Annotated in this window: 20 protein-coding genes and 2 pseudogenes; 14 read left to right on the forward strand and 8 right to left on the reverse strand. The window is 69.2% G+C overall.

The window, feature by feature from the left end:
• Positions 1 to 30 precede the first annotated feature (30 nt).
• On the forward strand, positions 31 to 2,166 hold the full coding sequence (locus ACM26Y_RS02090; protein WP_416063599.1) for a 3-hydroxyacyl-CoA dehydrogenase NAD-binding domain-containing protein: 2,136 nt from the start codon (positions 31 to 33) through the stop codon (positions 2,164 to 2,166).
• Positions 2,167 to 2,250: 84 nt separating this feature from the next.
• Here ACM26Y_RS02090 and ACM26Y_RS02095 read toward each other — a convergent pair whose 3' ends face one another.
• On the reverse strand, positions 2,251 to 3,552 hold the full coding sequence (locus tag ACM26Y_RS02095) for a class I SAM-dependent methyltransferase (RefSeq protein ID WP_371383686.1): 1,302 nt from the start codon (positions 3,550 to 3,552) through the stop codon (positions 2,251 to 2,253).
• Entirely contained in the window at positions 3,549 to 4,982 is a 1,434-nt protein-coding gene (locus ACM26Y_RS02100) for an FAD-binding oxidoreductase (RefSeq protein ID WP_289377956.1), read from the reverse strand. The genes ACM26Y_RS02095 and ACM26Y_RS02100 overlap by 4 nt, the downstream gene beginning before the upstream one ends.
• A 136-nt stretch (positions 4,983 to 5,118) precedes the next feature.
• Between ACM26Y_RS02100 and ACM26Y_RS02105 the strand changes: the two genes are divergently transcribed.
• Positions 5,119 to 5,553, forward strand: a complete 435-nt coding sequence (locus tag ACM26Y_RS02105) for an SRPBCC family protein (protein WP_003935377.1) — start codon at positions 5,119 to 5,121, stop codon at positions 5,551 to 5,553.
• On the opposite strand, the gene ACM26Y_RS02110 is transcribed toward ACM26Y_RS02105, so the two are convergent.
• Positions 5,550 to 6,308, reverse strand: coding sequence for an Rv3717 family N-acetylmuramoyl-L-alanine amidase (locus tag ACM26Y_RS02110; protein ID WP_054372935.1), 759 nt, complete (start codon positions 6,306 to 6,308; stop codon positions 5,550 to 5,552). The genes ACM26Y_RS02105 and ACM26Y_RS02110 overlap by 4 nt on opposite strands.
• A gap of 77 nt (positions 6,309 to 6,385) precedes the next feature.
• On the opposite strand from ACM26Y_RS02110, the gene ACM26Y_RS02115 reads away from it, so the two are divergent.
• From ACM26Y_RS02115 to ACM26Y_RS02130, 4 genes are all read left to right on the forward strand, one after another.
• Positions 6,386 to 6,709, forward strand: coding sequence for a YbaB/EbfC family nucleoid-associated protein (locus ACM26Y_RS02115; protein ID WP_416063600.1), 324 nt, complete (start codon positions 6,386 to 6,388; stop codon positions 6,707 to 6,709).
• Positions 6,710 to 6,718: 9 nt separating this feature from the next.
• On the forward strand, positions 6,719 to 7,327 hold the full coding sequence (recR, locus tag ACM26Y_RS02120; RefSeq protein WP_003935373.1) for a recombination mediator RecR: 609 nt from the start codon (positions 6,719 to 6,721) through the stop codon (positions 7,325 to 7,327).
• The gene (locus tag ACM26Y_RS02125) at positions 7,324 to 7,881 is read left to right on the forward strand and encodes a TetR/AcrR family transcriptional regulator (protein ID WP_289377954.1); all 558 of its coding nucleotides are present in this window, start codon (positions 7,324 to 7,326) and stop codon (positions 7,879 to 7,881) included. The genes recR and ACM26Y_RS02125 overlap by 4 nt, the downstream gene beginning before the upstream one ends.
• A 100-nt stretch (positions 7,882 to 7,981) precedes the next feature.
• Positions 7,982 to 9,481: an MFS transporter gene (locus tag ACM26Y_RS02130; protein ID WP_054373314.1), complete on the forward strand. Its 1,500-nt coding sequence runs from the start codon at positions 7,982 to 7,984 to the stop codon at positions 9,479 to 9,481.
• A 57-nt stretch (positions 9,482 to 9,538) separates the two neighbouring features.
• On the opposite strand, the gene ACM26Y_RS02135 is transcribed toward ACM26Y_RS02130, so the two are convergent.
• Both ACM26Y_RS02135 and ACM26Y_RS02140 read right to left on the reverse strand, forming a co-directional pair.
• Positions 9,539 to 10,513, reverse strand: a complete 975-nt coding sequence (locus ACM26Y_RS02135) for an oxygenase MpaB family protein (RefSeq protein WP_416062528.1) — start codon at positions 10,511 to 10,513, stop codon at positions 9,539 to 9,541.
• A gap of 5 nt (positions 10,514 to 10,518) precedes the next feature.
• Positions 10,519 to 12,033 carry an aldehyde dehydrogenase family protein gene (locus ACM26Y_RS02140; protein WP_416062529.1) on the reverse strand — a complete coding sequence of 505 codons (1,515 nt, stop codon included), beginning with the start codon at positions 12,031 to 12,033 and terminating at the stop codon, positions 10,519 to 10,521.
• Positions 12,034 to 12,162: 129 nt separating this feature from the next.
• Here ACM26Y_RS02140 and ACM26Y_RS02145 point away from each other — a divergent pair, with 129 nt between their 5' ends.
• Both ACM26Y_RS02145 and ACM26Y_RS02150 read left to right on the forward strand, forming a co-directional pair.
• Positions 12,163 to 13,314 carry an acyl-CoA dehydrogenase family protein gene (locus ACM26Y_RS02145; protein ID WP_416062530.1) on the forward strand — a complete coding sequence of 384 codons (1,152 nt, stop codon included), beginning with the start codon at positions 12,163 to 12,165 and terminating at the stop codon, positions 13,312 to 13,314.
• A 3-nt stretch (positions 13,315 to 13,317) separates the two neighbouring features.
• On the forward strand, positions 13,318 to 13,995 hold the full coding sequence (locus tag ACM26Y_RS02150; RefSeq protein ID WP_003935367.1) for a GntR family transcriptional regulator: 678 nt from the start codon (positions 13,318 to 13,320) through the stop codon (positions 13,993 to 13,995).
• Between the two features lie 193 nt (positions 13,996 to 14,188).
• Here the strand turns inward: ACM26Y_RS02150 and ACM26Y_RS02155 are convergent, their stop codons facing one another.
• Positions 14,189 to 15,466, reverse strand: coding sequence for a TetR/AcrR family transcriptional regulator (locus ACM26Y_RS02155; protein WP_416062531.1), 1,278 nt, complete (start codon positions 15,464 to 15,466; stop codon positions 14,189 to 14,191).
• A gap of 248 nt (positions 15,467 to 15,714) precedes the next feature.
• On the opposite strand from ACM26Y_RS02155, the pseudogene ACM26Y_RS02160 reads away from it, so the two are divergent.
• The 5 genes and pseudogenes from ACM26Y_RS02160 to ACM26Y_RS02180 all read left to right on the forward strand — a co-directional run.
• Positions 15,715 to 15,831, forward strand: a pseudogene (locus tag ACM26Y_RS02160) (nitronate monooxygenase); the annotation flags it as partial.
• Between the two features lie 44 nt (positions 15,832 to 15,875).
• Entirely contained in the window at positions 15,876 to 16,655 is a 780-nt protein-coding gene (locus ACM26Y_RS02165; protein WP_416062532.1) for an enoyl-CoA hydratase, read from the forward strand.
• 271 nt (positions 16,656 to 16,926) lie between these two features.
• Positions 16,927 to 18,510: a fatty-acid--CoA ligase FadD5 gene (fadD5, locus tag ACM26Y_RS02170; RefSeq protein WP_416062533.1), complete on the forward strand. Its 1,584-nt coding sequence runs from the start codon at positions 16,927 to 16,929 to the stop codon at positions 18,508 to 18,510.
• Between the two features lie 8 nt (positions 18,511 to 18,518).
• Positions 18,519 to 18,787: pseudogene (locus ACM26Y_RS02175) on the forward strand (ABC transporter permease); the annotation flags it as partial.
• The gene (locus tag ACM26Y_RS02180; RefSeq protein ID WP_416062534.1) at positions 18,724 to 19,122 is read left to right on the forward strand and encodes a hypothetical protein; all 399 of its coding nucleotides are present in this window, start codon (positions 18,724 to 18,726) and stop codon (positions 19,120 to 19,122) included. The pseudogene ACM26Y_RS02175 and the gene ACM26Y_RS02180, both read left to right, overlap by 64 nt.
• A 44-nt stretch (positions 19,123 to 19,166) precedes the next feature.
• Here the strand turns inward: ACM26Y_RS02180 and ACM26Y_RS02185 are convergent, their stop codons facing one another.
• Positions 19,167 to 19,307 carry a hypothetical protein gene (locus ACM26Y_RS02185; RefSeq protein WP_200863118.1) on the reverse strand — a complete coding sequence of 47 codons (141 nt, stop codon included), beginning with the start codon at positions 19,305 to 19,307 and terminating at the stop codon, positions 19,167 to 19,169.
• A 214-nt stretch (positions 19,308 to 19,521) separates the two neighbouring features.
• Positions 19,522 to 19,755 carry a hypothetical protein gene (locus ACM26Y_RS02190; RefSeq protein ID WP_003935361.1) on the reverse strand — a complete coding sequence of 78 codons (234 nt, stop codon included), beginning with the start codon at positions 19,753 to 19,755 and terminating at the stop codon, positions 19,522 to 19,524.
• A gap of 256 nt (positions 19,756 to 20,011) precedes the next feature.
• Between ACM26Y_RS02190 and ACM26Y_RS02195 the strand changes: the two genes are divergently transcribed.
• A complete protein-coding gene (locus tag ACM26Y_RS02195) occupies positions 20,012 to 20,728 on the forward strand; it encodes an ANTAR domain-containing protein (RefSeq protein WP_003935360.1) in 717 nt (238 codons plus the stop codon).
• The last annotated feature ends 146 nt before the right edge of the window (positions 20,729 to 20,874 follow it).

Here is a 20,874-nt window from a genome sequence, read left to right on the forward strand (position 1 = left end):
ACTGGGGAATTCACAGTGACTGAGAACAACATGATCGGCTGGGAGCGCGACGCCGACGGCATCGTGGTGCTGACCCTCGACGACCCGAACCAGGGCGCGAACACCATGAACGAGCTGTACAAGGCGTCGATGAAGGCCACCGTCGACCGCCTCGTCGCCGAGAAGGACGACATCACCGGTGTCGTGATCACCTCCGCCAAGAAGACCTTCTTCGCCGGCGGCGACCTGAAGAACATGATCAAGGTCGGCCCGGAGGACGCGCAGCAGATCTTCGACGAGGTCGAGGCGATCAAGGCGGACCTGCGCCGGCTCGAAACCCTCGGCAAGCCCGTCGTCGCCGCGATCAACGGTGCGGCCCTCGGCGGCGGCCTCGAGATCGCGCTCGCCACTCACCACCGCATCGTGGCCGACGTCAAGGGCGTGCAGATCGGCCTGCCCGAGGCGACGCTGGGTCTGCTGCCCGGCGGTGGCGGCGTCACCCGCACCGTGCGGATGCTGGGTCTGCAGACCGCGCTGATGCAGGTGCTGCTGCAGGGTCAGCGCTACAACCCGGCCAAGGCGAAGGAGATCGGCCTGATCGACGAGATCGTCGGCAGCATCGACGAACTCGTCCCCGCCGCCAAGGCGTGGATCAAGACCAACCCCGAGGGCGGCGTGCAGCCCTGGGACAAGAAGGGCTTCAAGATCCCCGGTGGCACCCCGGCGTCGCCGGCGTTCGCGGCGAACCTGCCGGCGTTCCCGGCGAACCTGCGCAAGCAGCTCAAGGGTGCCCCGATGCCGGCGCCGCGGGCCATCATGGCCGCCGCCGTGGAGGGCTCGCAGGTCGACATCGACAACGCGTCGAAGATCGAGGGCCGGTACTTCACCGAGCTCGTCACCGGCCAGGTCGCCAAGAACATGATCCAGGCGTTCTTCTTCGACATGCAGGCCATCAATTCCGGTGCGTCGCGGCCGAACCAGGCCGACGGCACGCCGTTCCCGAAGACCACCTTCCGGAAGGTCGCCGTGCTGGGCGCCGGCATGATGGGCGCGGGCATCGCCTACGTGTGCGCCAAGGCCGGCATGGACGTGATCCTCAAGGACGTCACGATCGAGTCGGCGCAGAAGGGCAAGGCGTACTCGGAAGGCCTCGAGGCCAAGGCGCTCTCGCGCGGCAAGACGACGGAGGAGAAGTCCGCGGCGCTGCTCGCCCGCATCACCCCAACCGCCGACGTCGCCGATCTGGCCGGCGCGGACCTCGTCATCGAGGCGGTGTTCGAGAACACCGAACTCAAGCACAAGGTGTTCCAGGAGATCCAGGACGTCGTCGCGCCGGACGCGGTGCTCGGTTCGAACACCTCGACGCTGCCGATCACCGGTCTCGCGGAAGGTGTGACGCGGCAGGAGGACTTCATCGGCCTGCACTTCTTCTCGCCGGTGGACAAGATGCCGCTGCTCGAGATCATCGCCGGGGAGAAGACCTCCGACGCGACGCTGGCCAAGGCGTTCGATCTCGCTCAGCAGATCCGTAAGACCCCCATCGTCGTCAACGACTCGCGGGGCTTCTTCACCTCGCGCGTCATCGGCACGTTCGTCAACGAGGCGATCCGCATGGTCGGCGAGGGCATCGAGCCCGCGACGATCGAGCAGGCCGGCTCGCAGGCCGGCTACCCGGCGCCGCCGCTGCAGCTGTCGGACGAGCTGAACCTGACACTGATGCAGAAGATCCGCAAGGAGACCGAGGCGGCGACCGAGGCCTCGGGTCTGAAGGTGCCGCAGGACGATTCGTCCACCGTCGTCGACTTCCTCGTCGACGAGGGCCGGCCGGGCCGCGCGGGCGGCGGCGGCTTCTACGAGTACGTCGACGGCAAGCGCACCCGCATCTGGCCGGGTCTGCGTGAGAAGTTCAACAGTGCCCCCACCGACGTCCCGATCCAGGACCTGATCGAGCGGATGCTGTTCATCGAGGCCATCGAGACGCAGAAGTGCTTCGACGAGGGCGTGCTGCGCACCACCGCCGACGCCAACATCGGCTCGATCCTCGGCATCGGCTTCCCGGCCTGGACCGGTGGCGTCGCCCAGTACATCGTCGGCTACCCCGGCGGCAAGGCGGGCTTCGTCAAGCGCGCCGAGGAACTCGCCGCCAAGTACGGCGAGCGCTTCACCCCACCCGCGTCCCTGCGCTGACCCCCGACAGTCGCAACACAAATGGACATCCGCACGCGTCCGGACGCGTGCGGATGTCCATTTTCTGTGTGAAGGCCGGCTCGCTCAGGCGATCCACCAGGGACGCAGCGGGACGTTCGGCTCCTGGTCCGGGCCGAGCTTGACGGCCAGGACGTGGTGCAACTGCACGACGTTGCGTTCGAAGCCGAGGCGGGATCCGGCCATGTACAGACCCCACACGCGGGCGGTGCCCTCGCCGACCTCGGCGACGCACGCGTCCCAGTTGGCGACGAGGTTCTCGCACCAGCCCTTCAACGTCAGCGCGTAGTGCTGGCGCAGGTTCTCCTCGTGCAGCACCTCGAGGCCGACGTCCTGCACCTCGGTGATGATGCGCCCCGAGCCGGTGAGTTCCCCGTCGGGGAAGACGTACCGGTCGATGAAGCCCCCGGCCTTGACGGGACCGCGGTTGACCGGACGGGTAATGCAGTGATTGAGCAGCAAGCCGCCCTCGCGCAGCTTGTCGTGCAACCGGCGGAAGTACGCCGGATAGTTCTGCACGCCGATGTGCTCGGTCAGCCCGATCGAGGAGATCGCGTCGAAGCCCGTCTCGGGCACGTCGCGGTAGTCGGAGAAGCGGACCTCGGCGAGATCGGTGAGTCCCTCGTCGGCGATGGTCTTCTGCGCCCACTCCGCCTGCTCACGCGACAGGGTGACGCCGAGTGCCTTGACGCCGCGCCGTGCCGCGTACCGCACCATCCCGCCCCAGCCGCAACCGATGTCGAGGAGCCGGTCCCCGGGCTGCAGCCGCAGCTTCTCGAAGATGAGGCGGTACTTGTTCTCCTGTGCGTCCTCGAGGCTCTGCGCCTCGGAGTCGAACAGCGCGCACGTGTACGTCATGGACGGGCCCAGGACGTGCTCGTAGAACGCATTCGAGACGTCGTAGTGATGATGGATCACCTCGGCGTCACGGCTGCGCGAATGCCGGAGCCCCTCCGCGAACCGGCGCCAGCGCGGCAGGTGCTCCTGCGGGGGCGGCGCGATGGGCTTGAGCGTCTCCAGCCCCAGCGAGCGGGCGATCTGCGCGAGCGTCAGTGCCGGTGGGCGCTGGAAGTGCAGGTCGCCCAGGGCCTTCAGGAGCTCGTACGGGTTGCCGGGGTGGACTCCTTCGGCTTCGAGGTCACCCGAGACGTAGGCGCGGGCCATGCCGAGGTCGCCGGGTGCAGTCGCCAGATAGGTCGTGCCGCGCGTGGAGGTCAACCGCAGGCCGTACGGGGCGTCCGTCGGGCCGGCGCTGGAGCCGTCGTACGCGGTGAACCGCACCGGCAGCGCACCGCCGGTGACGGTCTCGAGGATCTGGGCGAGGGTGAGCCGGCCGTCGGGCGTGCGTGGTTCTCGCAACGTAGTCATTTATTGTGCACCGCCTTCGAGAAGAGGTCCAGCAAACGGGATTCGGGATCGTAACGCTTCTTCAGGGTGGGATAGTCCCCACCGCCGTAGTAGAGCTGTTCGAACTCCGCGCGCGTGTAGTACGAGTCGGAGTACAGCGATTTGTGGCCGTCGAGCTCGGCGACCTTGTGTTCGATGCGACGGTTCGCGGCGCCTTCGATCTCGCCCGCAACGGTCGGGACCGACGACCAGAAGCCGACGTTGACGTAGGTGCGTTTCGGTTCGAGCGGGTACAGGGGCCACGGCCGCTGGGCGTCGCGTGCCGCCGGACCGCCCTCGCGTAACCGCAAGGGGCACAGCCAGACCGGCTCGATCGGAATCTCTTCGAGAAACCAGCGCAGGAACTCGGCGGTCCGTTCGATCGGCACCTCGATGTCCTGCACGACACGTTCGCGCGGCAGGTTCCCCTTCCGTCGCTCGATACGGTCGGCGACGCCGTAGCGGTGGTCGAGGGCGATCAGTTTCCAGTAGAAGCTGCTGCGGAGCAGCCGCTTCGGCCACAGTCGCCGGATGCGGGGATTCTGGGCGCCGAAGGCGCGCGAGCACCAGAACCAGTCGGTGTCCCACCGCCACAGGTAGTCCCGGACGGTGAGGCGGTCGGTCCGGGGATGGTTGACGGACGCGTGCTGGATCGAACGGTAGTAGATGTGCTCGCCGGTGTAGTCGCTGACCGGACCCGGGGCGTCGGTCTGCGTCCCGAGGGTCAGGTACGACTCGGTGGCGGAGAACATCACCCCGTCGAGGTAGTCGACCGGCACCCCGGCGTGCACCCGCTCGGTGGCGATGCGGTCGAGGGCCGTCTGCATCTCGTCGAGCGTGTCGAACCGCAGATGCCGCAGCGCCACGTACGGTTTCACCGCTTCGAGCTCGATGCGCAGGCGCGTGGCGTAGCCGAGGGTGCCGTAGGAGTTGGGGAAGCCGTGGAACAGGTCGGCGTGCTCACCGTCGGGAGTGGCGGTGACGATCTCACCCGCGCCGGTGAGGATGTCCATCTCGAGGACCGACTCGTGGGGCAGGCCGTTGCGGAAGGAGGTCGACTCGATGCCGAGCCCGGTGACCGCGCCGCCGAGCGTGATCGTCTTCAACTGCGGCACCACCAGGGGTGCGAGGCCGTGCGGCAGGGTCGCGTCGACCAGGTCCTCGTAGGTGCACATGCCGGCGACGTCGGCGGTGCGCGCGACGGGGTCGACGGCGACGACACCGCCGAGGCCGGACACGTCGAGGCCGGGCGCGTTCACCCGGGCCCGGGCCCGGAAGAGGTTGGAGGTCTTCTTCGCCAGGCGCACGGGGGCGTCGGCCGGGATGGCGCGGTAGGAGCGCAACAGGCGCTCGACACCCGCCCGATGTGCGGATTCTCCGCTCGGGACAACGACAGACTTCGGTTTCTGCATACGACTCCCTGGGGCGACGCACGGTGGCGACCTTCACAATAGCCCCGCGGGCCCGGCCGGGCGCGACGATGCAGCAGGCAGGATGGGAACCGGTGACGGCCGCGCCCCGAGCGGCCCACGAGCAACAGGAGGAACAGTGGGACAGGTAAGCGCCAGCAGTTCGATTCAGCTCACCGCGGCACCGGAGCGGGTGCTCGAGGCGCTCGCGGACTACGAGTCGGTGCGTCCGCGCATCCTCACCGAGCAGTACCGTGACTACCGGGTGCTCTCGGGTGGCCGCGGTGACGGCACGGTCGTGCACTGGATCCTGCAGGCGACGAAGAAGCGGGCCCGCGACGTCGAGGCGCGAGTGGCGGTCTCGGGCAGCACGATCACCGAGCGGGACGCGAACTCGTCCTTGGTGACTACGTGGAGCGTGGTGCCCAACGGCACCGGCTCGACCGTGGTGACGTTGACCGAGTGGAAGGGGGCGGGTGGCATCGGCGGCTTCTTCGAGAAGACCTTCGCGCCGCTCGGGCTGCGCAAGATCCAGGAGCAGGTGCTGGCGAACCTGAAGCGCGAACTGGACTAGAGGGCCTCGGCGGGGTCGCCGGCGAACGCGACGATCCCGGCGACGACGGCGGTGGCGTAGCGCTGCCGCCCGTCGGGATCGGTCATCGTCGCGGCGTCCGTCGCATTGCGCATGTTGCCGAGCTCGACCAGCACCGACGGCCGTCGGGCCAGATTGAGGCCGGCCAGGTCGTCGCGGCCGAGCAGGCCGGCGGTGCCGAGGTAGGTGGACGGGGTCAGTCCGGCGTCGACGAGGGCGTCGCGCACGGCGACGGCGAGGGCGACGGACGGACCGGCCTGCACCTCGTCGAGCGGGGGCGCCGAGTAGTTGACGTGGAAGCCGCGACCGTCGGCGGGACCGCCGTCGGCGTGCAGGCTGACCACGACGTCCGCGCCGGAGGCGTTGGCTTCCTCGGCGCGCCGGTCCACGCAGGCTGCGACGGACACATCGTCGGGGCGGCTGAGCAGCACGTGCGCGCCGAGCCGCTCGAGTTCGGCGCGCACGAGCATCGCGACGTCCCAGTTGAAGGTGTGCTCCGCGTAGCCCGAGTCGGTACTGGTGCCGGTGGTCTGGCAGTTCTTGGTGCCGCCGCGGCCGGTGGGCACCTGGGTGGTGATGCTCGCGTCGTTCGCGCCGTTGTGGCCGGGGTCGAGGAAGACGGTGCGCCCGGTCAGCGGCAGGTCCTGGGTCGCGGTCGCCGGGACTGCCGGCAGGGACAGGGCCAGCACGCAGGTGGCGGCGACGGTGATCCGGCGGGACAGTCCACGCACGCGCATTCCGTCACGGTACCGGGGACGGACTACCCTGAGTTGCGAAATCCCGCGGAAAGGACATGCCTGTGGAACCCGGTGGAATGCCCGACATGCAGCAGCTCCTGGCGCAGGCGCAGCAGATGCAGCAGCAGCTGATGGCCGCCCAGGCGGAGATGGCGCAGGCGGAGGTGACCGGCCAGGCCGGTGGCGGCCTGGTGACGGCGACGGTGAAGGGGACCGGTGAGGTCGTCGGGCTGCGCATCGACCCGAAGGTCGTCGACCCCGAGGACGTGCAGACGCTGCAGGATCTGGTGATCGGGGCGATTGCCGACGCGTCGGCGAAGGCGCAGGAGATCGCCTCCGAGAAGCTCGGCCCCCTGGCCGGTGGGCTCGGCGGCAGCATCCCCGGTCTGCCCGGCTTCTAGAGGAGTCACGTGTACGAGGGACCGGTCCAGGATCTGATCGACGAGCTCGGCAAGCTGCCGGGCATAGGTCCGAAGAGCGCCCAGCGCATCGCGTTCCACCTGTTGTCGCTCGAACCACCGGAGATCGACCGGCTGCAGGCGGCCCTGCAGCAGGTGCGCGACGGTGTCCGGTTCTGCGAGGTATGCGGCACGGTGTCGGATCAGGAGCGGTGCCGGATCTGTTCCGATCCGCGCCGGGACCGGACCCAGATCTGCGTGGTCGAGGAGCCGAAGGACGTGCAGGCCATCGAGCGCACCCGCGAGTTCCGTGGGCGCTACCACGTGCTCGGCGGCGCGCTCGATCCGCTCAGCGGCATCGGTCCCGACCAGTTGCGGATCCGTGAGCTGCTCACGCGCATCGGCAATCAGGAGGACGGCGTCGACGTCACCGAGGTGATCATCGCGACGGACCCCAACACGGAGGGCGAGGCGACGGCGACGTACCTCGTGCGGATGCTGCGGGACTTCCCGGGTCTGACCGTGACGCGGCTGGCATCCGGTCTGCCCATGGGTGGCGACCTCGAGTTCGCCGACGAGCTGACCCTCGGGCGGGCGCTCTCGGGCCGACGCACACTGTGACCGCCCCGAGACGCACCGGGGAGCAGACGCGCCGCCGGATCCTCGACGCGGCGGGCGTGGCGTTCGCGACGCGTCCGTACCGGGAGATCACCCTCAAGGACATCGCCGAGGACGCCGGGGTCAGCCCGGCACTGATCATCAAGTACTTCGGCTCCAAGGAGCAGCTGTTCGACGCGCTGGTCGACTTCCAGGGCGCAGCGGACGTCTTGTTCGACGGACCCCTCGAACAACTGGGGGAGCGGATGGTGTCGATGCTGGCGCGCCCGCTCGAACCGTACAAGCCGCTCTCGATGAACATCCTGTTCATGAGTGGGGCGAGCGAGGAGAGCAACCGCAAGCTCCGGGAGAACTACTCGAAGCAGATGATCGACGCGCTCGCGGCACGGCTGCCCGGCCCGGATGCACGGTTGCGGGCGGAGCTGGCGATGTCGATGGTGATGGGTCTGGCGATCATGCGGCGGCGCATGCTCGGGGAGCGGGCCACCGGTTCGGTGCCGGACGTGGTGGCGCGGTACGCGCCGCTGGTGCAGAAGCTGCTCGACAGGGCGGAATGACCGACGGCCCGGAGTGAGATGCGGGTCACCTCTGTTGCGGGGTAAACGGCTATTCACTTAGCCTTGTAAACAATTATTCACCCCGCACGGAGGAGGACCGATGGCGTACGTGTCCATCCACCCCCTCCGGCTGCGCGGGTCCCGGCCGGACCGGTCGCTTGCCGTGCCGTCCGTCCGCGGGGCGACGACGGCGGCCGCGCCCCGGCCGTCGCGCTTCGTCTTCCCGATCCTCGCGGTCGGGGCGATCTTCCAGGCGATCATGCAGACGGTCATGGTGCCGCTGCTGCCGAGCATGCCGGCGCTGACCGGCGCCGGCACCACGGCCGTGTCGTGGCTGGTGACGACCACCCTGCTCGTCGGGGCCGTGATGACCCCGATCTTCGGGCGGCTCGCCGACATGGTCGGCAAGAAGCGCATGCTGCTCGTCGCGCTGGTCCTGATGACCGTCGGATCGCTGCTGTGCGCGATCAGCTCGAACATCGCGGTCCTCATCACCGCCCGCGGCCTGCAGGGCGCGGGTGCGGCGGTCATTCCGATCGGCATGTCGATCCTGCGGGAGGAACTGCCCAAGGCCCGCGTCGGACGCGCCATCGCCCTGCTCAGCTCCACCCTCGGTCTGGGCACCGCGCTGGGTATCCCGTTCGCCGCCGCCATCGTCCAGTTCGCGGACTGGCACGTGCTGTTCTGGGTCACCACCGCGATCGGCACGGCGGTGGCGACCGCGGCCGCGGTGTTCATCCGCGAGTCCCGCACCCGCACCGGCGGCCGGTTCGACGGCGTCGGCGCGGTCGGCCTGAGCGCCGCGCTGGTGAGCCTGCTCGTCCCCCTCACCCAGGGCAGCACCTGGGGCTGGACCAGCCCCGCGGTGCTGTCGATGTTCGCTGCCGCCGTGGTGCTGTTCGGACTGTGGGGATTCCAGCAGCTGCGCAACCGCAATCCGCTCGTCGACCTGCGGGCCTCGGCGCGGCGCACGGTCCTGATGCCGCACCTGGCCGCCCTGCTGGTCGGATTCGCGTTCTACGGCAACACCCTCATCACCACGCAGTTGCTGCAGGCCGACCCGGACCACGGCGCCGGATACGGACTGCCGATCCTGCTCGCGGCCCTGTGCCAGCTGCCGGCGAGCTTCGCGATGATGTCGTTCGCCCTCGTCGCCGCGCGGTTGTCCGACCGGTGGGGCACGAAGGTCCCCATGCTGGCCGGCGCGTTGTTCCTGCTGGGCGGGTACTCGCTGCATGCGGTGCCCGACAAGCCGCTGTGGTCGGTGGTGGTGGCGCTCGGCGTCGCCGCCATCGGCACCACGCTCGTCTACTGCACACTGCCGGTGCTGATCATGGGTGCGGTCCCGCTCGAACAGACCGCCGCGGCGAACGGCGTCAACGTGCTGCTGCGCACCACGGGCAGCACGGTGTGCAGCGCCGTGGTCGCGACCGTGCTCGCGGCGCATCTGGTGAACGGCGGCATCAGCACGGCCGGATTCTCGATCGCCTACCTGGCGTGCGCCGCCTGCGCGGTGGTGGTGTTCGTGGCTGCGCTCGCGCTGCCGGCGGCGAACCGGCGGCCCGTCGAGCACGTCACCTCCGAAGTGCCGTCCGTGTGAGTGCGCCGGTCCGCCGCCTGCGCGCAGACGGCGAACCGGCCTCCTCCCTCCCCGGGTCTAGTACTCCACGCCGAGGTCCCGCGGGCGATAGCCCTCCGGGTAACCCGGATACGTGCGGTTGCTCGGATTGCTCGCGGCCATCGAGGTCCGACGTTTCGGCAGCCGGCGTACCACCGCCGACCGGGCCCGCAGCGCGGCTTCCGCGACGGCCCGGACCCGCGGGGAGCCCTGCGGGAACCCGAATGCCGTAGCCATCCGCTCGTCGATGAGCGAGTACACGGCCGTGGCGACGGCGGGTGCGAACACCTTCGGGTACCACGACTGGAACAGCCGCAGGGTGTAGGTGCCGATGCGGTGGTTGTCGTCGCTGTAGGTGAAGTGCTCGTCCTCGTAGTCCAGCTTGAACCGCTGGAAGTCCTGGTACGACTCCGGAATGTTCTTGATCCCCATCCGGATTCCCACCTGGCGGTAGAAGTGGAACGAGGCGAGACGCTCGTGCGGGTGCAACCGCCGCCAGCCGTAGCGGTCGATCCAGTCGATCGGGTCGTAGACGAACGTCGAGAGGACGTAGAGCATGTCGTCGTTGTCGATCGAATATCTGCCGTGCATCCGGTTGACGTTGCGCAGCGACTCGCGACCCCGGTCGGAATCGTAGCCGTGCTCGACGAGTTCGGACATCAGGATCGCGGTGTCGTCGTAGCGCTTCTGCGGACGGTGCTCGAACTCGCCCGTGCGGGCCAGCAGCGCGGAGATGCTCGGCACACAGTACGTACGGAACAGCGCGAACTCGAGCGACCGCTGGTAGTCCCAGGGGAACTCGTACCCGGCCGTGATCCGCAGGATGTCCTGGTGGTGGGTGACCGGGTCCAGGCCCTCGATCACCTTCAGCCAGCCGAATCGGCCGAATCCGGCGTGCGGGTCCTGGTTCGGCGCGGGGAAGGTGGCGGCTTTCTCGGTCCGGGCGTCGGGGTGGGCGACGACGGACGCCCCGCGCGTGCGTTCCCGGGTGCGGTCGGGGGAGGTCGACGTCATCGCCGTCACCGCCCGTGCCGGGTGCGGAGCATCCACGCGGCGATCTTCATGTCCCGCGCGCTGCGTTCGAGGGTGAGCAGGTTCAGCGGGGCCCGGAACTTTTCGACGGTCACCGACTTGGGCCGGCTGAATTCGCGCAGGCCGTCGGCGCCGTGGATGCGGCCGAACCCGGATTCGCCGATGCCGCCGAACGGCAGCGACGGGATGCCCGCGAAACCGAGCACCGAGTTCACCGACACCATGCCGGTGCGCAGGCGGTCGGCGATCTTCCGTCCGCGAGCGCGGTCCTTGGTGAACACCGATGCGCCGAGGCCGTAGTCGGTGGCGTTGGCGCGCTCGACGGCCTCGTCGAGATCGCGCACCTTGTTGACCACCACCGTCGGGCCGAACGTCTCCTCGCACACGGCCGACGACCGCTCCGGGACGTCGGTGAGGATCACCGGGTCGACGTAGCGGTCGTGCACCGACTCACGGCCGCCGACGACGGCGCGGGCGCCGTGCCCGAGCGCGTCGTCGATCTGGCCGCGCACGATGTCGATCTGCCGGGGCAGGGTCATCGGTCCGTAGCTCGCGTCGTCGCTGCCGCCAGGGCGCACGCGCTCGATGGTCGCGGTGAGCTTGTCGAGGAACTGCCGGTAGACCGAATCGACGACGTAGATGCGTTCGACGCCGGCGCAGGTCTGTCCCGCGTTCCCGAACGCGCCGAACGCGGCCATCTGTACGGCCTTGTCGAGGTCGGCGTCATCCGCGACGATCATCGCGTCCTTGCCACCGCACTCGGCGACGAGCGGGGTGAGGGTCTCGGCGCACACGGCCATGACCTTGCGGGCGGTGGCACCGGAGCCGGTGAAGGCGATCTTGTCGACGCCGGAGCGGGCGAGTGCCGCGCCGGTCTCGCCGAGACCGGTGATCAGCTGGAACACCGGCTGCGTGGGGGCGAGCGCGTTCCACGTCTCCTCGAGCCACTTGCCCACGCCGGGGGTCAGCTCGGACGGCTTGAACACGACGGCGTTGCCGGCGGCGAGGGCGTAGGAGATCGAACCCATCGGGGTGTAGACCGGGTAGTTCCACGGTCCGATGACGCCGATGACGCCGAGCGGCTGGTATTCGAGGGTGGCCCGCTGGTTGGCGCTGGCGAGGCCGGACGGCACCCTGCGCGGGCGCAGCACCTTCCTGGCGTTGCGGGCGGCCCAGTCGAGGTGCTCGATCGCGAGCATCACCTCGAGGAAGGCGTCACCGCGCGGCTTGCCGGTCTCGGCGGAGACGAGGGCCGCGAGGGACTCGGCGTCGGCGGCGACGGCCTTCTTGAACTCGAGCAGCCAGTCGCGGCGGCCACGGAAGCCCTGGTCGGCCCACCATCGGGCTGCCGAACGCGCGCGGTCGACGGCAGCGGCGACGTCGGCGGCGCCGGCGATCGGATACTCGGCGAGGACGGACCCGTTGCGCGGGTCGAGACTCGCGAAGGTCTCCCCCGGAGGGGTCGGGGGCTGGGTATCGGTGGGCGTGAGTTCCTGGGTCATGGGCGCCGCTTCCTTCGATGGGCCACATCAAATATATTTGATGTGATTCACTGTCGTGGATATCACACTAGGCGGCGCGTCCGATGTCGACAACCCCCTACTACTTGTCCAGGCCAGGAGGCCGATCCCATGCACACGAACCTGACGGAATTCACTCCCGAGCAGCAGGACTTCGCGGCAGCCGTCGCCGATTTCTGCCGACGGGAGGTCGGCACCCGCGAACAGCGCGACGCCCTCACCGACCACGGCAAGCGCAGCCACAGCCAGGAGCTGTACCGGAAGATGGCCGAGCTCGGCTGGCTCGGGGTGACGGTGCCCGAGGAGTTCGGCGGGTCCGCCGGCAGCACGGTCGACCTGTGCATCCTGCTCGAGCAGAGCACGAAGGGCATGGCACCGATCGGCGGCATCGGACCCACCCTCATCACCGGCGCCGCCTACGAGAAGTTCGGCACGCAGGCGCAGAAGGAGACGGTGCTCGGCGGCATCGTCGAAGGCAGATCCCAGTCCATCTCCATGTCCGAGCCCGAGGCCGGGTCCGACGTCGGCGCCCTGACCTGCCGCGCCGAGAAGGTCGACGACGGCTGGCTGATCAACGGCCAGAAGACCTGGTGCTCCAACGCGCACTTCGCCGACAACATCCTGCTCGTCGCCCGCACCGACCGCAGCGGTGCCAAGCATCAGGGCCTGACGATGTTCCACCTGCCGGCCGGCACTGCGGGACTGAAGATCAGCGGCATCGAGACCATGGGCGGCAAGGAGGTCAACGACCTCTACCTCACCGACGTGCATCTGCCGGAGGACGCCGTCGTCGGCGAGGTCGGCAACGGCTGGACCCAGTTGATGGCCGGATTGAACACCGAGCGGCTCATCCTGGCCGCGATGATGCTCGGCACCGCGCAGCGCGCCTTCGACGACGCCCTGAAGTTCGTCACCGAACGCAAGCAGTTCGGCCGCCCGGTCGGCACGTTCCAGGTCATCCGCCACCGCGTCGCCGACCTGGCCACCGAGATCGAGGCCACGCGCCTGCTCGTCTACCGCGTCGCGCGGCTCGTCGACGACAACCCGGGCAGGTTGTTCCCGCGCGAGGCGTCCATGGTCAAGCTCAAGGCCACCGAGGTCGCCAAGAAGACGGCCCTCGAAGGCATGCAGATGATGGGTGGCTACGGATACGCCACCGAGTTCGACATGGAGCACCACGTCCGTCGCACGGTCGTGTCGACGATCTTCGGCGGCACCAACGAGATCCAGCGCGACATCATCGGCAAGAGCTACGGGCTGTAGACGATGGCGGCACCGGCCCGGGCGGCCCGTTCCCTGCGGCGACGGCCTCAGCTCTCGGAGGAGGTCGCGATCCACCTGCGGGGCCTCATCATCTCCGGCGCGCTGCGGTCCGGCGACTTCGTGCGGCTCGACGAGACCGCAGCCGAACTCGGGGTCAGTGTCACCCCGGTCCGGGAGGCGCTGCTGACCCTACGCGGGGAAGGGCTGGTGGAGTCGGTGCCCAACCGCGGTTACGTCGTCTCACCGCTCGGGCGGGGCGACGTGACCGACATCTTCTGGCTGCAGGAACGGATCGCCGTGGAACTGGCGGTGCGGGTACTGCGCGTCGCGGAGCCTGAGGATCTCGATCGGCTCACCGCGCTGAACGACGAGCTGCGGCGCGCGGTCTCGTCGGCGGATGCCGACTGGATCGCCGCCGCGGAGTTCGAGTTCCATCGCGAGGTCAACCGGATCGCGGACAGTCCGAAGCTCGCCTGGTTCCTCTACAGCGCGGCCCGCTACACCCCCTATCGGCTCTACACGGCGGACCCGGAGTGGGGCCGGTCGGCCGTCGACTCGCACGCCCGATTGATCGACGCGTTCCGCAGGGGGGATCGCGACGAGGTGATCGCGCAGACCGCGGGGCAGTTCGACGATGCGGTCCGTCGGCTGCTCGAGCACCTGGACCGGCGCCCCGATTGACCGAATGTGACATCCGGTCGATCACATCGACCGGATGTCACATTCGGCCCCGGCGCGCGGGGGTTCCGCCGCACTGGGGTGGCTGCGCAGTGCGGCCAGCTCGTCGGCCACGGTCATGGTCACTCCTGACGGTCGAAGGTGAGTACTGCCTCGACGGCGTCGCCGGCCCGGACGACGGCGAGCGCCGTGCGCGTCACGCGTCCGCCGCCGGGTCGCCGAGAAGGGTCGCCAGCATGAGCTGCTGCATGCGGGTCTCGTTGGTGGGTGTGGCGTCGAAGTGCAGGAGACGTCCGACGTCGAGCACGAGGTTGAGCGCGGCGTGCACCAGGAATCGGCACTCGACGGCGGACAGGTCCGGACGCACCTCGCCGAGCAGGCGGGCCCACTCCTCGACGTTGAGGCGCTGGATGTTGCGCAGGTCGGTGCGGTGCGAATCGGGCAGGTTACCGATCTCGGTGAAGTACACGACCATCAGCTCGCTGCGGGCGAACGACAACTGCACGTACACGCGGGTCAGGGAGCGCAGCGCCTCGGCCGGAGTCGTGGAGTCGGCCAGCGTGCCGTTCACGGCGACGGCGAGCCGGTCCGCGGCCCGGTGGAAGGCCGCGGCGAGCAGGTCGGCCTTGCTCGCGAAGTGCCGGTAGACGCCGGAGGCGTTGATGCCGGCCGCCGCACCGATCTCCTCGATGCTCACGTCGTGGTACCCGCGGGCGTAGAACAGCAGGATCGCCTCGTGCAGCAGCACCTCGCGCTTGTTGGCGACGGCGAGGCCCGGGGCGCGGGGCGCCTCGTCGTGTGACGGGTCGGTCGTCGCCGGACGGACATGCGCGACGGACCGGCAGGCCTCGAGCAGCAGCCGCTCGATCCGGCGGTTGGCCAGCGGGGCGCGGTGTGCGGTGATGCTGCCGACGACGCTGAGCATGGCCGCGCTGAGGATGACGTTGTCCGGTTCCGGGAGCTCGGGGCGCAGCGCCGCCAGCGCGGCCCCGATCCGGCGGTTGACCCCCCAGATCTCTCGCCGGACCGCGTCGCGGTCCTCCGCGGTGAGATAGCGGCTCTCCCACCGGTAGAGCCCGGCGGTGCGGCGGCATTCGACGGTGGTGCGGATGGCGGCGAGCAGCAGGCGGTCGAGGCGTTCGGCGGGGTCGGCGATCGAGGCGCACGCGGCGTCCGCTTCGGCGACCGCCGTCCCGAGTGTCGTGCCCAGGCTCAGCGCGGCGTCGCGGAACAACGCGTACTTGTTGGGAAAGTGCCGGTAGAGGGCGGGGCCGGAAATGCCGACCGCGGCCGCGATCTCGTCGATCCCGACGCTGTGGTACCCGCGTTCGCTGAACGCCTCGGCGGCGACCGCGGCGATCTGTGCCTTGCGGTTCTTCGGCCGTCGTCGCGGAGCCGGTGCTCCTTCGGTCACCGTGCGGGCGGTCGACCGTGTCCGCGTCGCCCGCGAACCGGGCCGGGTCTGCTCCGCCACCGTACCTCCATCCGTGCCGGGCGTGATGCCGGCATCCTATCGCAAACGTTAGCGACCAACCCCATATTCGCGTCGGCGAATCGGAGTGCGGCACTCGACGGAAAGGCCAGCGGAGGACCCTTGGCAAACGTGGCTGCGCACCGCGAAAGTTAACGAGCATTCCCGATGTACCACGGTGTCCGCCCGCTGCGCCGGACGTGACCGTCCGATGCGCGTCGCGGCGCAGGCTCAGGATCCGAGGAGGTCCCGTGAGAACCCGATTCACCGAGGCATTCGGGGTCGCGCCCCCCATTGTCCAGGGCGGGATGATGTGGGCCGGCCGCGCCGAACTCGTCGACCGCATGGTGTCCGAGGCGGGGTCGATCATCGGAGGCCGGCTGCGCGGATTCGTCGCACAGGGGGCCGGGGCGTGAGCACACCTCCAGTGGAAGGGCTGCGCTCGGAACTCGCCGACGGCATCCTGCGGCTGACCATCGACCGGCCGAAGCGGATGAACGCCGTGGACCTGCCGACTATGCGGGCCCTCGGCGCCGCGCTGGACGAGGCGGGCACCGATCCCCGGATCCGCACCGTCGTCCTCACCGGTGCGGGAACCGCGTTCTGCACCGGCGCCGATCTCGCTGCCGCAGCGACGAACCCGGCCGACCCGTCCGAGGTCATGGACGTCGCGAACGCGGTGATCCGATCCATCGCGACGGTTCCGGTGCCGGTGATCGCCGCCGTCAACGGCCCCGCCGCGGGCGTGGGGGTGTCGATGGCCGTTGCAGCGGACCTCACCTACGCCACCGAGAGCGCCTATTTCCTGCTGTCGTTCGTGAACATGGGGCTGATGCCCGACGGCGGAGCGAGCCTGCTCGTCCCGGCGGCGGTCGGGCGTGCGCGGGCCGCGGAGATGGCGTTGCTCGGCGAGCGGGTGTCCGCCGCGGATGCCGACCGGTTCGGCCTCGTCGCGCGCGCCCTGCCCGACGCGCAGTTCGCCGCGCATATCGCGGACGTGGCGGCCCGGACGGCGACGAAACCACGGCGCGCCTTCGAACTGACCAAGCGGGCACTTCATGCCGCGACGCTCGGCCTGCTCGACGACGCGCTGGCACGGGAGAAGAGCGGCCAGACCGAGCTGCTCGCCTCGGCGGACTTCGCCGAGGCGGTCATGGCGATGCTCGAGAAGCGACCACCGCGCTTCTCCTGACGACAGTCCGTGCACTTTCGGTAGGGAAACCAGGCTGCTGCCCGAGCGCGCGCACGCCGGAGTGTCCGGTTAAACCGTTGGGCAACAGAATCATTCGATGTCGACGGCGATGCGTGATGCACATGACCGTCACTCCTTCGCGCGCTTGATCCGACGAGAATCACCATTAACAAAGTGCTGGCCGAACATGGCCGCTGCCTGTAATGTGCCTCACATCGAGAACCGGGATCGCGTCCCGTCGGCACCCCGCCACGCCCCGAGAGGAATCCTCATGGTCACCGCCTCCACCCTCGCCGAGACGCAACGCCTGCGTCGCAACAACTGGAACAACCACCTCGGGCGGCACGCCCTGATGGTCCCGAACCGCACCGCGCTGCGGTTCCAGGGCCGGTCGATCACGTGGGCGGAGTTGCACGACCGGGTCGAGCGGCTTGCCGACGCCCTCGCGCGGCGCGGCGTCGGCTTCGGTGACCGGGTCGTCGTGCTCATGCTCAACCGTCCCGAGTACCTCGAAACCGTGCTCGCCGCGAACGCCCTCGGCGCGATCGCCGTGCCGGTCAACTTCCGTCTCACCGCACCCGAGGTGGCGTACCTGATGAACGACAGCGGGGCCTCGGCGATCGTGGTCGAGGCACCCCTCGCTCCGCTGGCCGCCGCGGCCCGCGCGGAGAGCGACGGGCTCGGCCTGTCCGTCACCGTCGGCGGGGCCCCGGACGGCGACAGCGTCGCCTACGAGGACCTGGTCGCCGAGACGGGCGAGCCGCACCCGGCCGTCGACGTCCCGGACGACACCCCGGCCCTGATCATGTACACGTCCGGGACCACGGGACGACCCAAGGGTGCGGTGCTCTCCCACAGCAACATGTCCGCGCAGGCACTCACGTGCATCCGTGCGTTCCACCTGTTCGACGAGTCCGGCGTCGGGTTCTGCGCCTCGCCGATGTTCCACATCGCGGCACTCGGTGCGATGGCACCCAACCTGATGCTGGGCCTCACCACGGTGATCCATCCGGTGGGGGCGTTCGACCCGAACGAGTTGCTCGACGTCCTCGAGGCCGAGCAGGTCACCAACCTGTTCCTGGTGCCTGTGCAATGGCAGGCGGTGTGCGCGGCACAGCAGGCGAACCCACGGAAGCTGGCCCTGCGCAACATCTCCTGGGGTGCCGCACCGTCGTCCGACACGATCCTGCGCGCGATGGCCGCGACGTTCCCCGACGCGTCGAACGTCGCGGTGTTCGGCCAGACCGAGATGTCGCCCATCACCTGCGTGCTCGACGGCGAGGACGCGCTGCGCAAGCTCGGCTCCGTCGGCCGCGTCATCCCCACCATCCAGGCGCGGGTCGTCGACGACGAGATGAACGATGTGGCTCCCGGTCAGGTCGGCGAGATCGTCTATCGCGGACCCACCATGATGAGCGAGTACTGGAACAACCCGGCCGCGACGGCGGATGCGTTCCACGGCGGCTGGTTCCACTCCGGTGACCTCGTGCGCGTCGACGACGAGGGCTTCGTCTACGTCGTCGACCGCAAGAAGGACATGATCATCTCCGGTGGCGAGAACATCTACTGCGCCGAGGTCGAGAACGTGCTGTTCTCGCACCCGAAGATCCTCGAGGCCGCCGTGATCGGACGTCCGGATCCGAAGTGGGGCGAGGTGCCGGTCGCGGTGATCGCGTTGCGGCCCGGCCACGACGATCTCCCCCTGGACGAGTTGCAGCCGTTCCTCGACGAGCGGCTCGCCCGCTACAAGCATCCGAAGGACGTCGTGATCGTCGAGGCCCTGCCGCGCAACGCGAGCGGCAAGGTCGTCAAGCACCAGTTGCGCGGCGGCCTGTCGGCGGTCGTCCAGGGCTGAGACGCCGAAGAGCCGTCGCGGGCCGTCGTCTCGCGCTCCGCGAGACGATCACGCAGGCGCTGTTCATCGCGAAGGTGTGCAGCGGCCCGGCTCTGCTGCTGATGCTGCCCGTCGGCGTGCTCATCGCGGTCTCCGTCGGCTCCCTCGCCGATCGGCTCGGCGCCGGCGCGCACTCCGGCGCGTTCTTCGTGGTGGTCAGGCCGCGGCGCTGATGTGCGCGCTGATGCTCGGCGGTTCCGCGATCTGCGCCGACCTGGGTTCCCGCACCATCCGCGAGCGGACGCGACGATCGCCCGGGTCGAAGGGGCGGCCGAGGGGATCGGCGTCTCGCTCGAGACCTCCGACCGCGTGCTCGGCCGGTTCGACGAGCAGCCCGGCAACTGCGCGGTGGCTGTGGACCGCCTCGGCGCGTCGATCGACCGGGTCGACCGGACCCTCCGCAAGATCGAGCGGATCGTGGACACCGCCGATTGGCTGCTCACTCCGGTCACCGCGGTCCGCGGACAACTGTCCCGATGGTCCCCGGGAACAGTGCCGGTCCTGTCCGGAGCGTGGCACCGCGCCTCGGGGCCGGCCGGCGCCGCGCTCCGCGGGTTCGGCCGTCCGGAATGAGGAAACCCGTCCGGAAGGCAGTCTTCCGGACGGGTGCTCTGTCGTCAGTATCGGGGCGGGCGGACCAGGTCGTCGGATACGGGCGGATGCGTGGAATCCGGTCGCGCCAGGTAGGCCTTGAAGGCTGCGGTGCCGCCCAGTGCGGCACCGAGCAGCAGCAGCAGCTCGACCACGTTCGCGTTCATATCTGTTCTCCTCTCGACGTGCGGCCCGAGCGCCGACCGTCAGTCGGCCGTCGGGCGCTCCTGCTGGTCGTGGTCCGCGAACATGGCCTCGATGCGGGCCTTGATCTCCTCGGTGCTCATGGAGCGACGGGGTGCGGCGACAGCGGAGGTGTGCATGTGTGGTGGTGTTCCTGTCTGTGGTGTCGGATGAACGGGGCTCGGTCGACCTGGACGATCAGTTCGTCCGGAGGAAGGACACGAGACCCGTGACGGTGGTGGTCGCACCGACCGCGGTGAGGCCGGTGACCATGAGGGCTGCGGCGCCGACCGAGACGGCGGTGCCGAGTGTGTGCCCGAGAGCGGCGCGCCACCCTCGCGTCGACGAGCTGGTGGTGGACACCAGCACCATCGGGACGCTCCGGACGTCCTCGTAGCGTGCGGTGTGCTGGCGCGTTGCCGTGCCTGTCATATTCGGTTTATCCCCCTGCAAGCAATCCGTGACTTGGTTCACAAAACCAATGCCGATGTGTTGTACCCCATCACAGCGACAAGTGCTACTCGAGCGACTGTCCAACTCGGGCCCCGGGTCGCTCGTCGGGTCTGAATTCGCACGTGGCGAGCGGATTCGCCGTCCAAGCTGATCGTGGGTGTTTCCGCATGTCTGATTGAATGGCGGTTCGAGGGCCCGCACCGAAGGCGCGGCAAGAAGAGGGCGAGGAGCGCTCATGCACAACGGTCAGTCCGCGGCCGATCCGGCGACGGTGTTCACCGCGCTTGCCGAGATCGTCTATCGCGGCGACGGCCCTTCCGAGACGTACTCGGCGATCTGTGTGGCCGCCACGATGCTGGTACCCGGCTGCGACCATGCCAGCCTCATGCTGCGGGAAGGTAAGGCGTACGTCACCGTCGGTGCCTCCGACGACGTCGCGCGGCACATCGACGACCTCGAGCGCGTGACCGGTGAGGGGCCGTGCCTGGACGCGATCGAGGAGGACGCCGCCCAGATCGAGCCGGACCTGAATGTTTCCGAGCAATGGCCGCACCTGGCGCCCGGCATCGTGACGCAGACGCCCGTGCGTGGAGCGATGGGATTCCGGTTGCGAGTCGACGACCGCAAGGTCGGGTCGCTGAACCTGTTCTCCGATACGCCGGGGGCCTTCGACCTCGCGTCCGCCACCCACGGCAGCGTTCTGGCCGCCTTCGCCGCCGTTGCCGTCGCCGCCACGTCCCGGGGCGAGGACATCGCATCACTGCGCAACGGCATCGAGAGCAACCGGGAGATCGGCAAGGCAGTCGGTCTTCTGATGGCGCTGAACAAGATCTCCGACGTCGAGGCGTTCGACCTGCTCCGCCGGACGTCGCAACAGCTCAACGTCAAGGTCGCCGAACTGGCCCGCACCGTCGTCGAGCAGCATCACCACGAGACGAAAAAACGCAGTTGAGTCCTGACCCTTGCGCTCGGGGTGTGATGCAGATAACATCGGTAGTGCGAATCGAGCAGACGTCCGAGGACGACAGAGGCTCGTGAAGCAGAGATCCGGCCCGGTGAACGCGAAAGCGATTTCCCGGGCCGAACCCCTGTCCAGGG

Source organism: Rhodococcus indonesiensis, assembly GCF_047782815.1.
Classification (GTDB): domain Bacteria; phylum Actinomycetota; class Actinomycetes; order Mycobacteriales; family Mycobacteriaceae; genus Rhodococcus; species Rhodococcus indonesiensis.

Coding starts and splice junctions, on each gene's coding strand:
- ACM26Y_RS02090 (WP_416063599.1), top strand. CDS start 31: ATGATCGGCTGGGAGCGCGACGCCGACGGCATCGTGGTGCTGACCCTC.
- ACM26Y_RS02095 (WP_371383686.1), bottom strand. CDS start 3,552: ATGACTACGTTGCGAGAACCACGCACGCCCGACGGCCGGCTCACCCTC.
- ACM26Y_RS02100 (WP_289377956.1), bottom strand. CDS start 4,982: ATGCAGAAACCGAAGTCTGTCGTTGTCCCGAGCGGAGAATCCGCACAT.
- ACM26Y_RS02110 (WP_054372935.1), bottom strand. CDS start 6,308: ATGCGCGTGCGTGGACTGTCCCGCCGGATCACCGTCGCCGCCACCTGC.
- ACM26Y_RS02115 (WP_416063600.1), top strand. CDS start 6,386: ATGCCCGACATGCAGCAGCTCCTGGCGCAGGCGCAGCAGATGCAGCAG.
- ACM26Y_RS02130 (WP_054373314.1), top strand. CDS start 7,982: ATGGCGTACGTGTCCATCCACCCCCTCCGGCTGCGCGGGTCCCGGCCG.
- ACM26Y_RS02135 (WP_416062528.1), bottom strand. CDS start 10,513: ATGACGTCGACCTCCCCCGACCGCACCCGGGAACGCACGCGCGGGGCG.
- ACM26Y_RS02140 (WP_416062529.1), bottom strand. CDS start 12,033: ATGACCCAGGAACTCACGCCCACCGATACCCAGCCCCCGACCCCTCCG.
- ACM26Y_RS02145 (WP_416062530.1), top strand. CDS start 12,163: ATGCACACGAACCTGACGGAATTCACTCCCGAGCAGCAGGACTTCGCG.
- ACM26Y_RS02150 (WP_003935367.1), top strand. CDS start 13,318: ATGGCGGCACCGGCCCGGGCGGCCCGTTCCCTGCGGCGACGGCCTCAG.
- fadD5 (WP_416062533.1), top strand. CDS start 16,927: ATGGTCACCGCCTCCACCCTCGCCGAGACGCAACGCCTGCGTCGCAAC.
- ACM26Y_RS02185 (WP_200863118.1), bottom strand. CDS start 19,307: ATGAACGCGAACGTGGTCGAGCTGCTGCTGCTGCTCGGTGCCGCACTG.
- ACM26Y_RS02190 (WP_003935361.1), bottom strand. CDS start 19,755: ATGACAGGCACGGCAACGCGCCAGCACACCGCACGCTACGAGGACGTC.
- ACM26Y_RS02195 (WP_003935360.1), top strand. CDS start 20,012: ATGCACAACGGTCAGTCCGCGGCCGATCCGGCGACGGTGTTCACCGCG.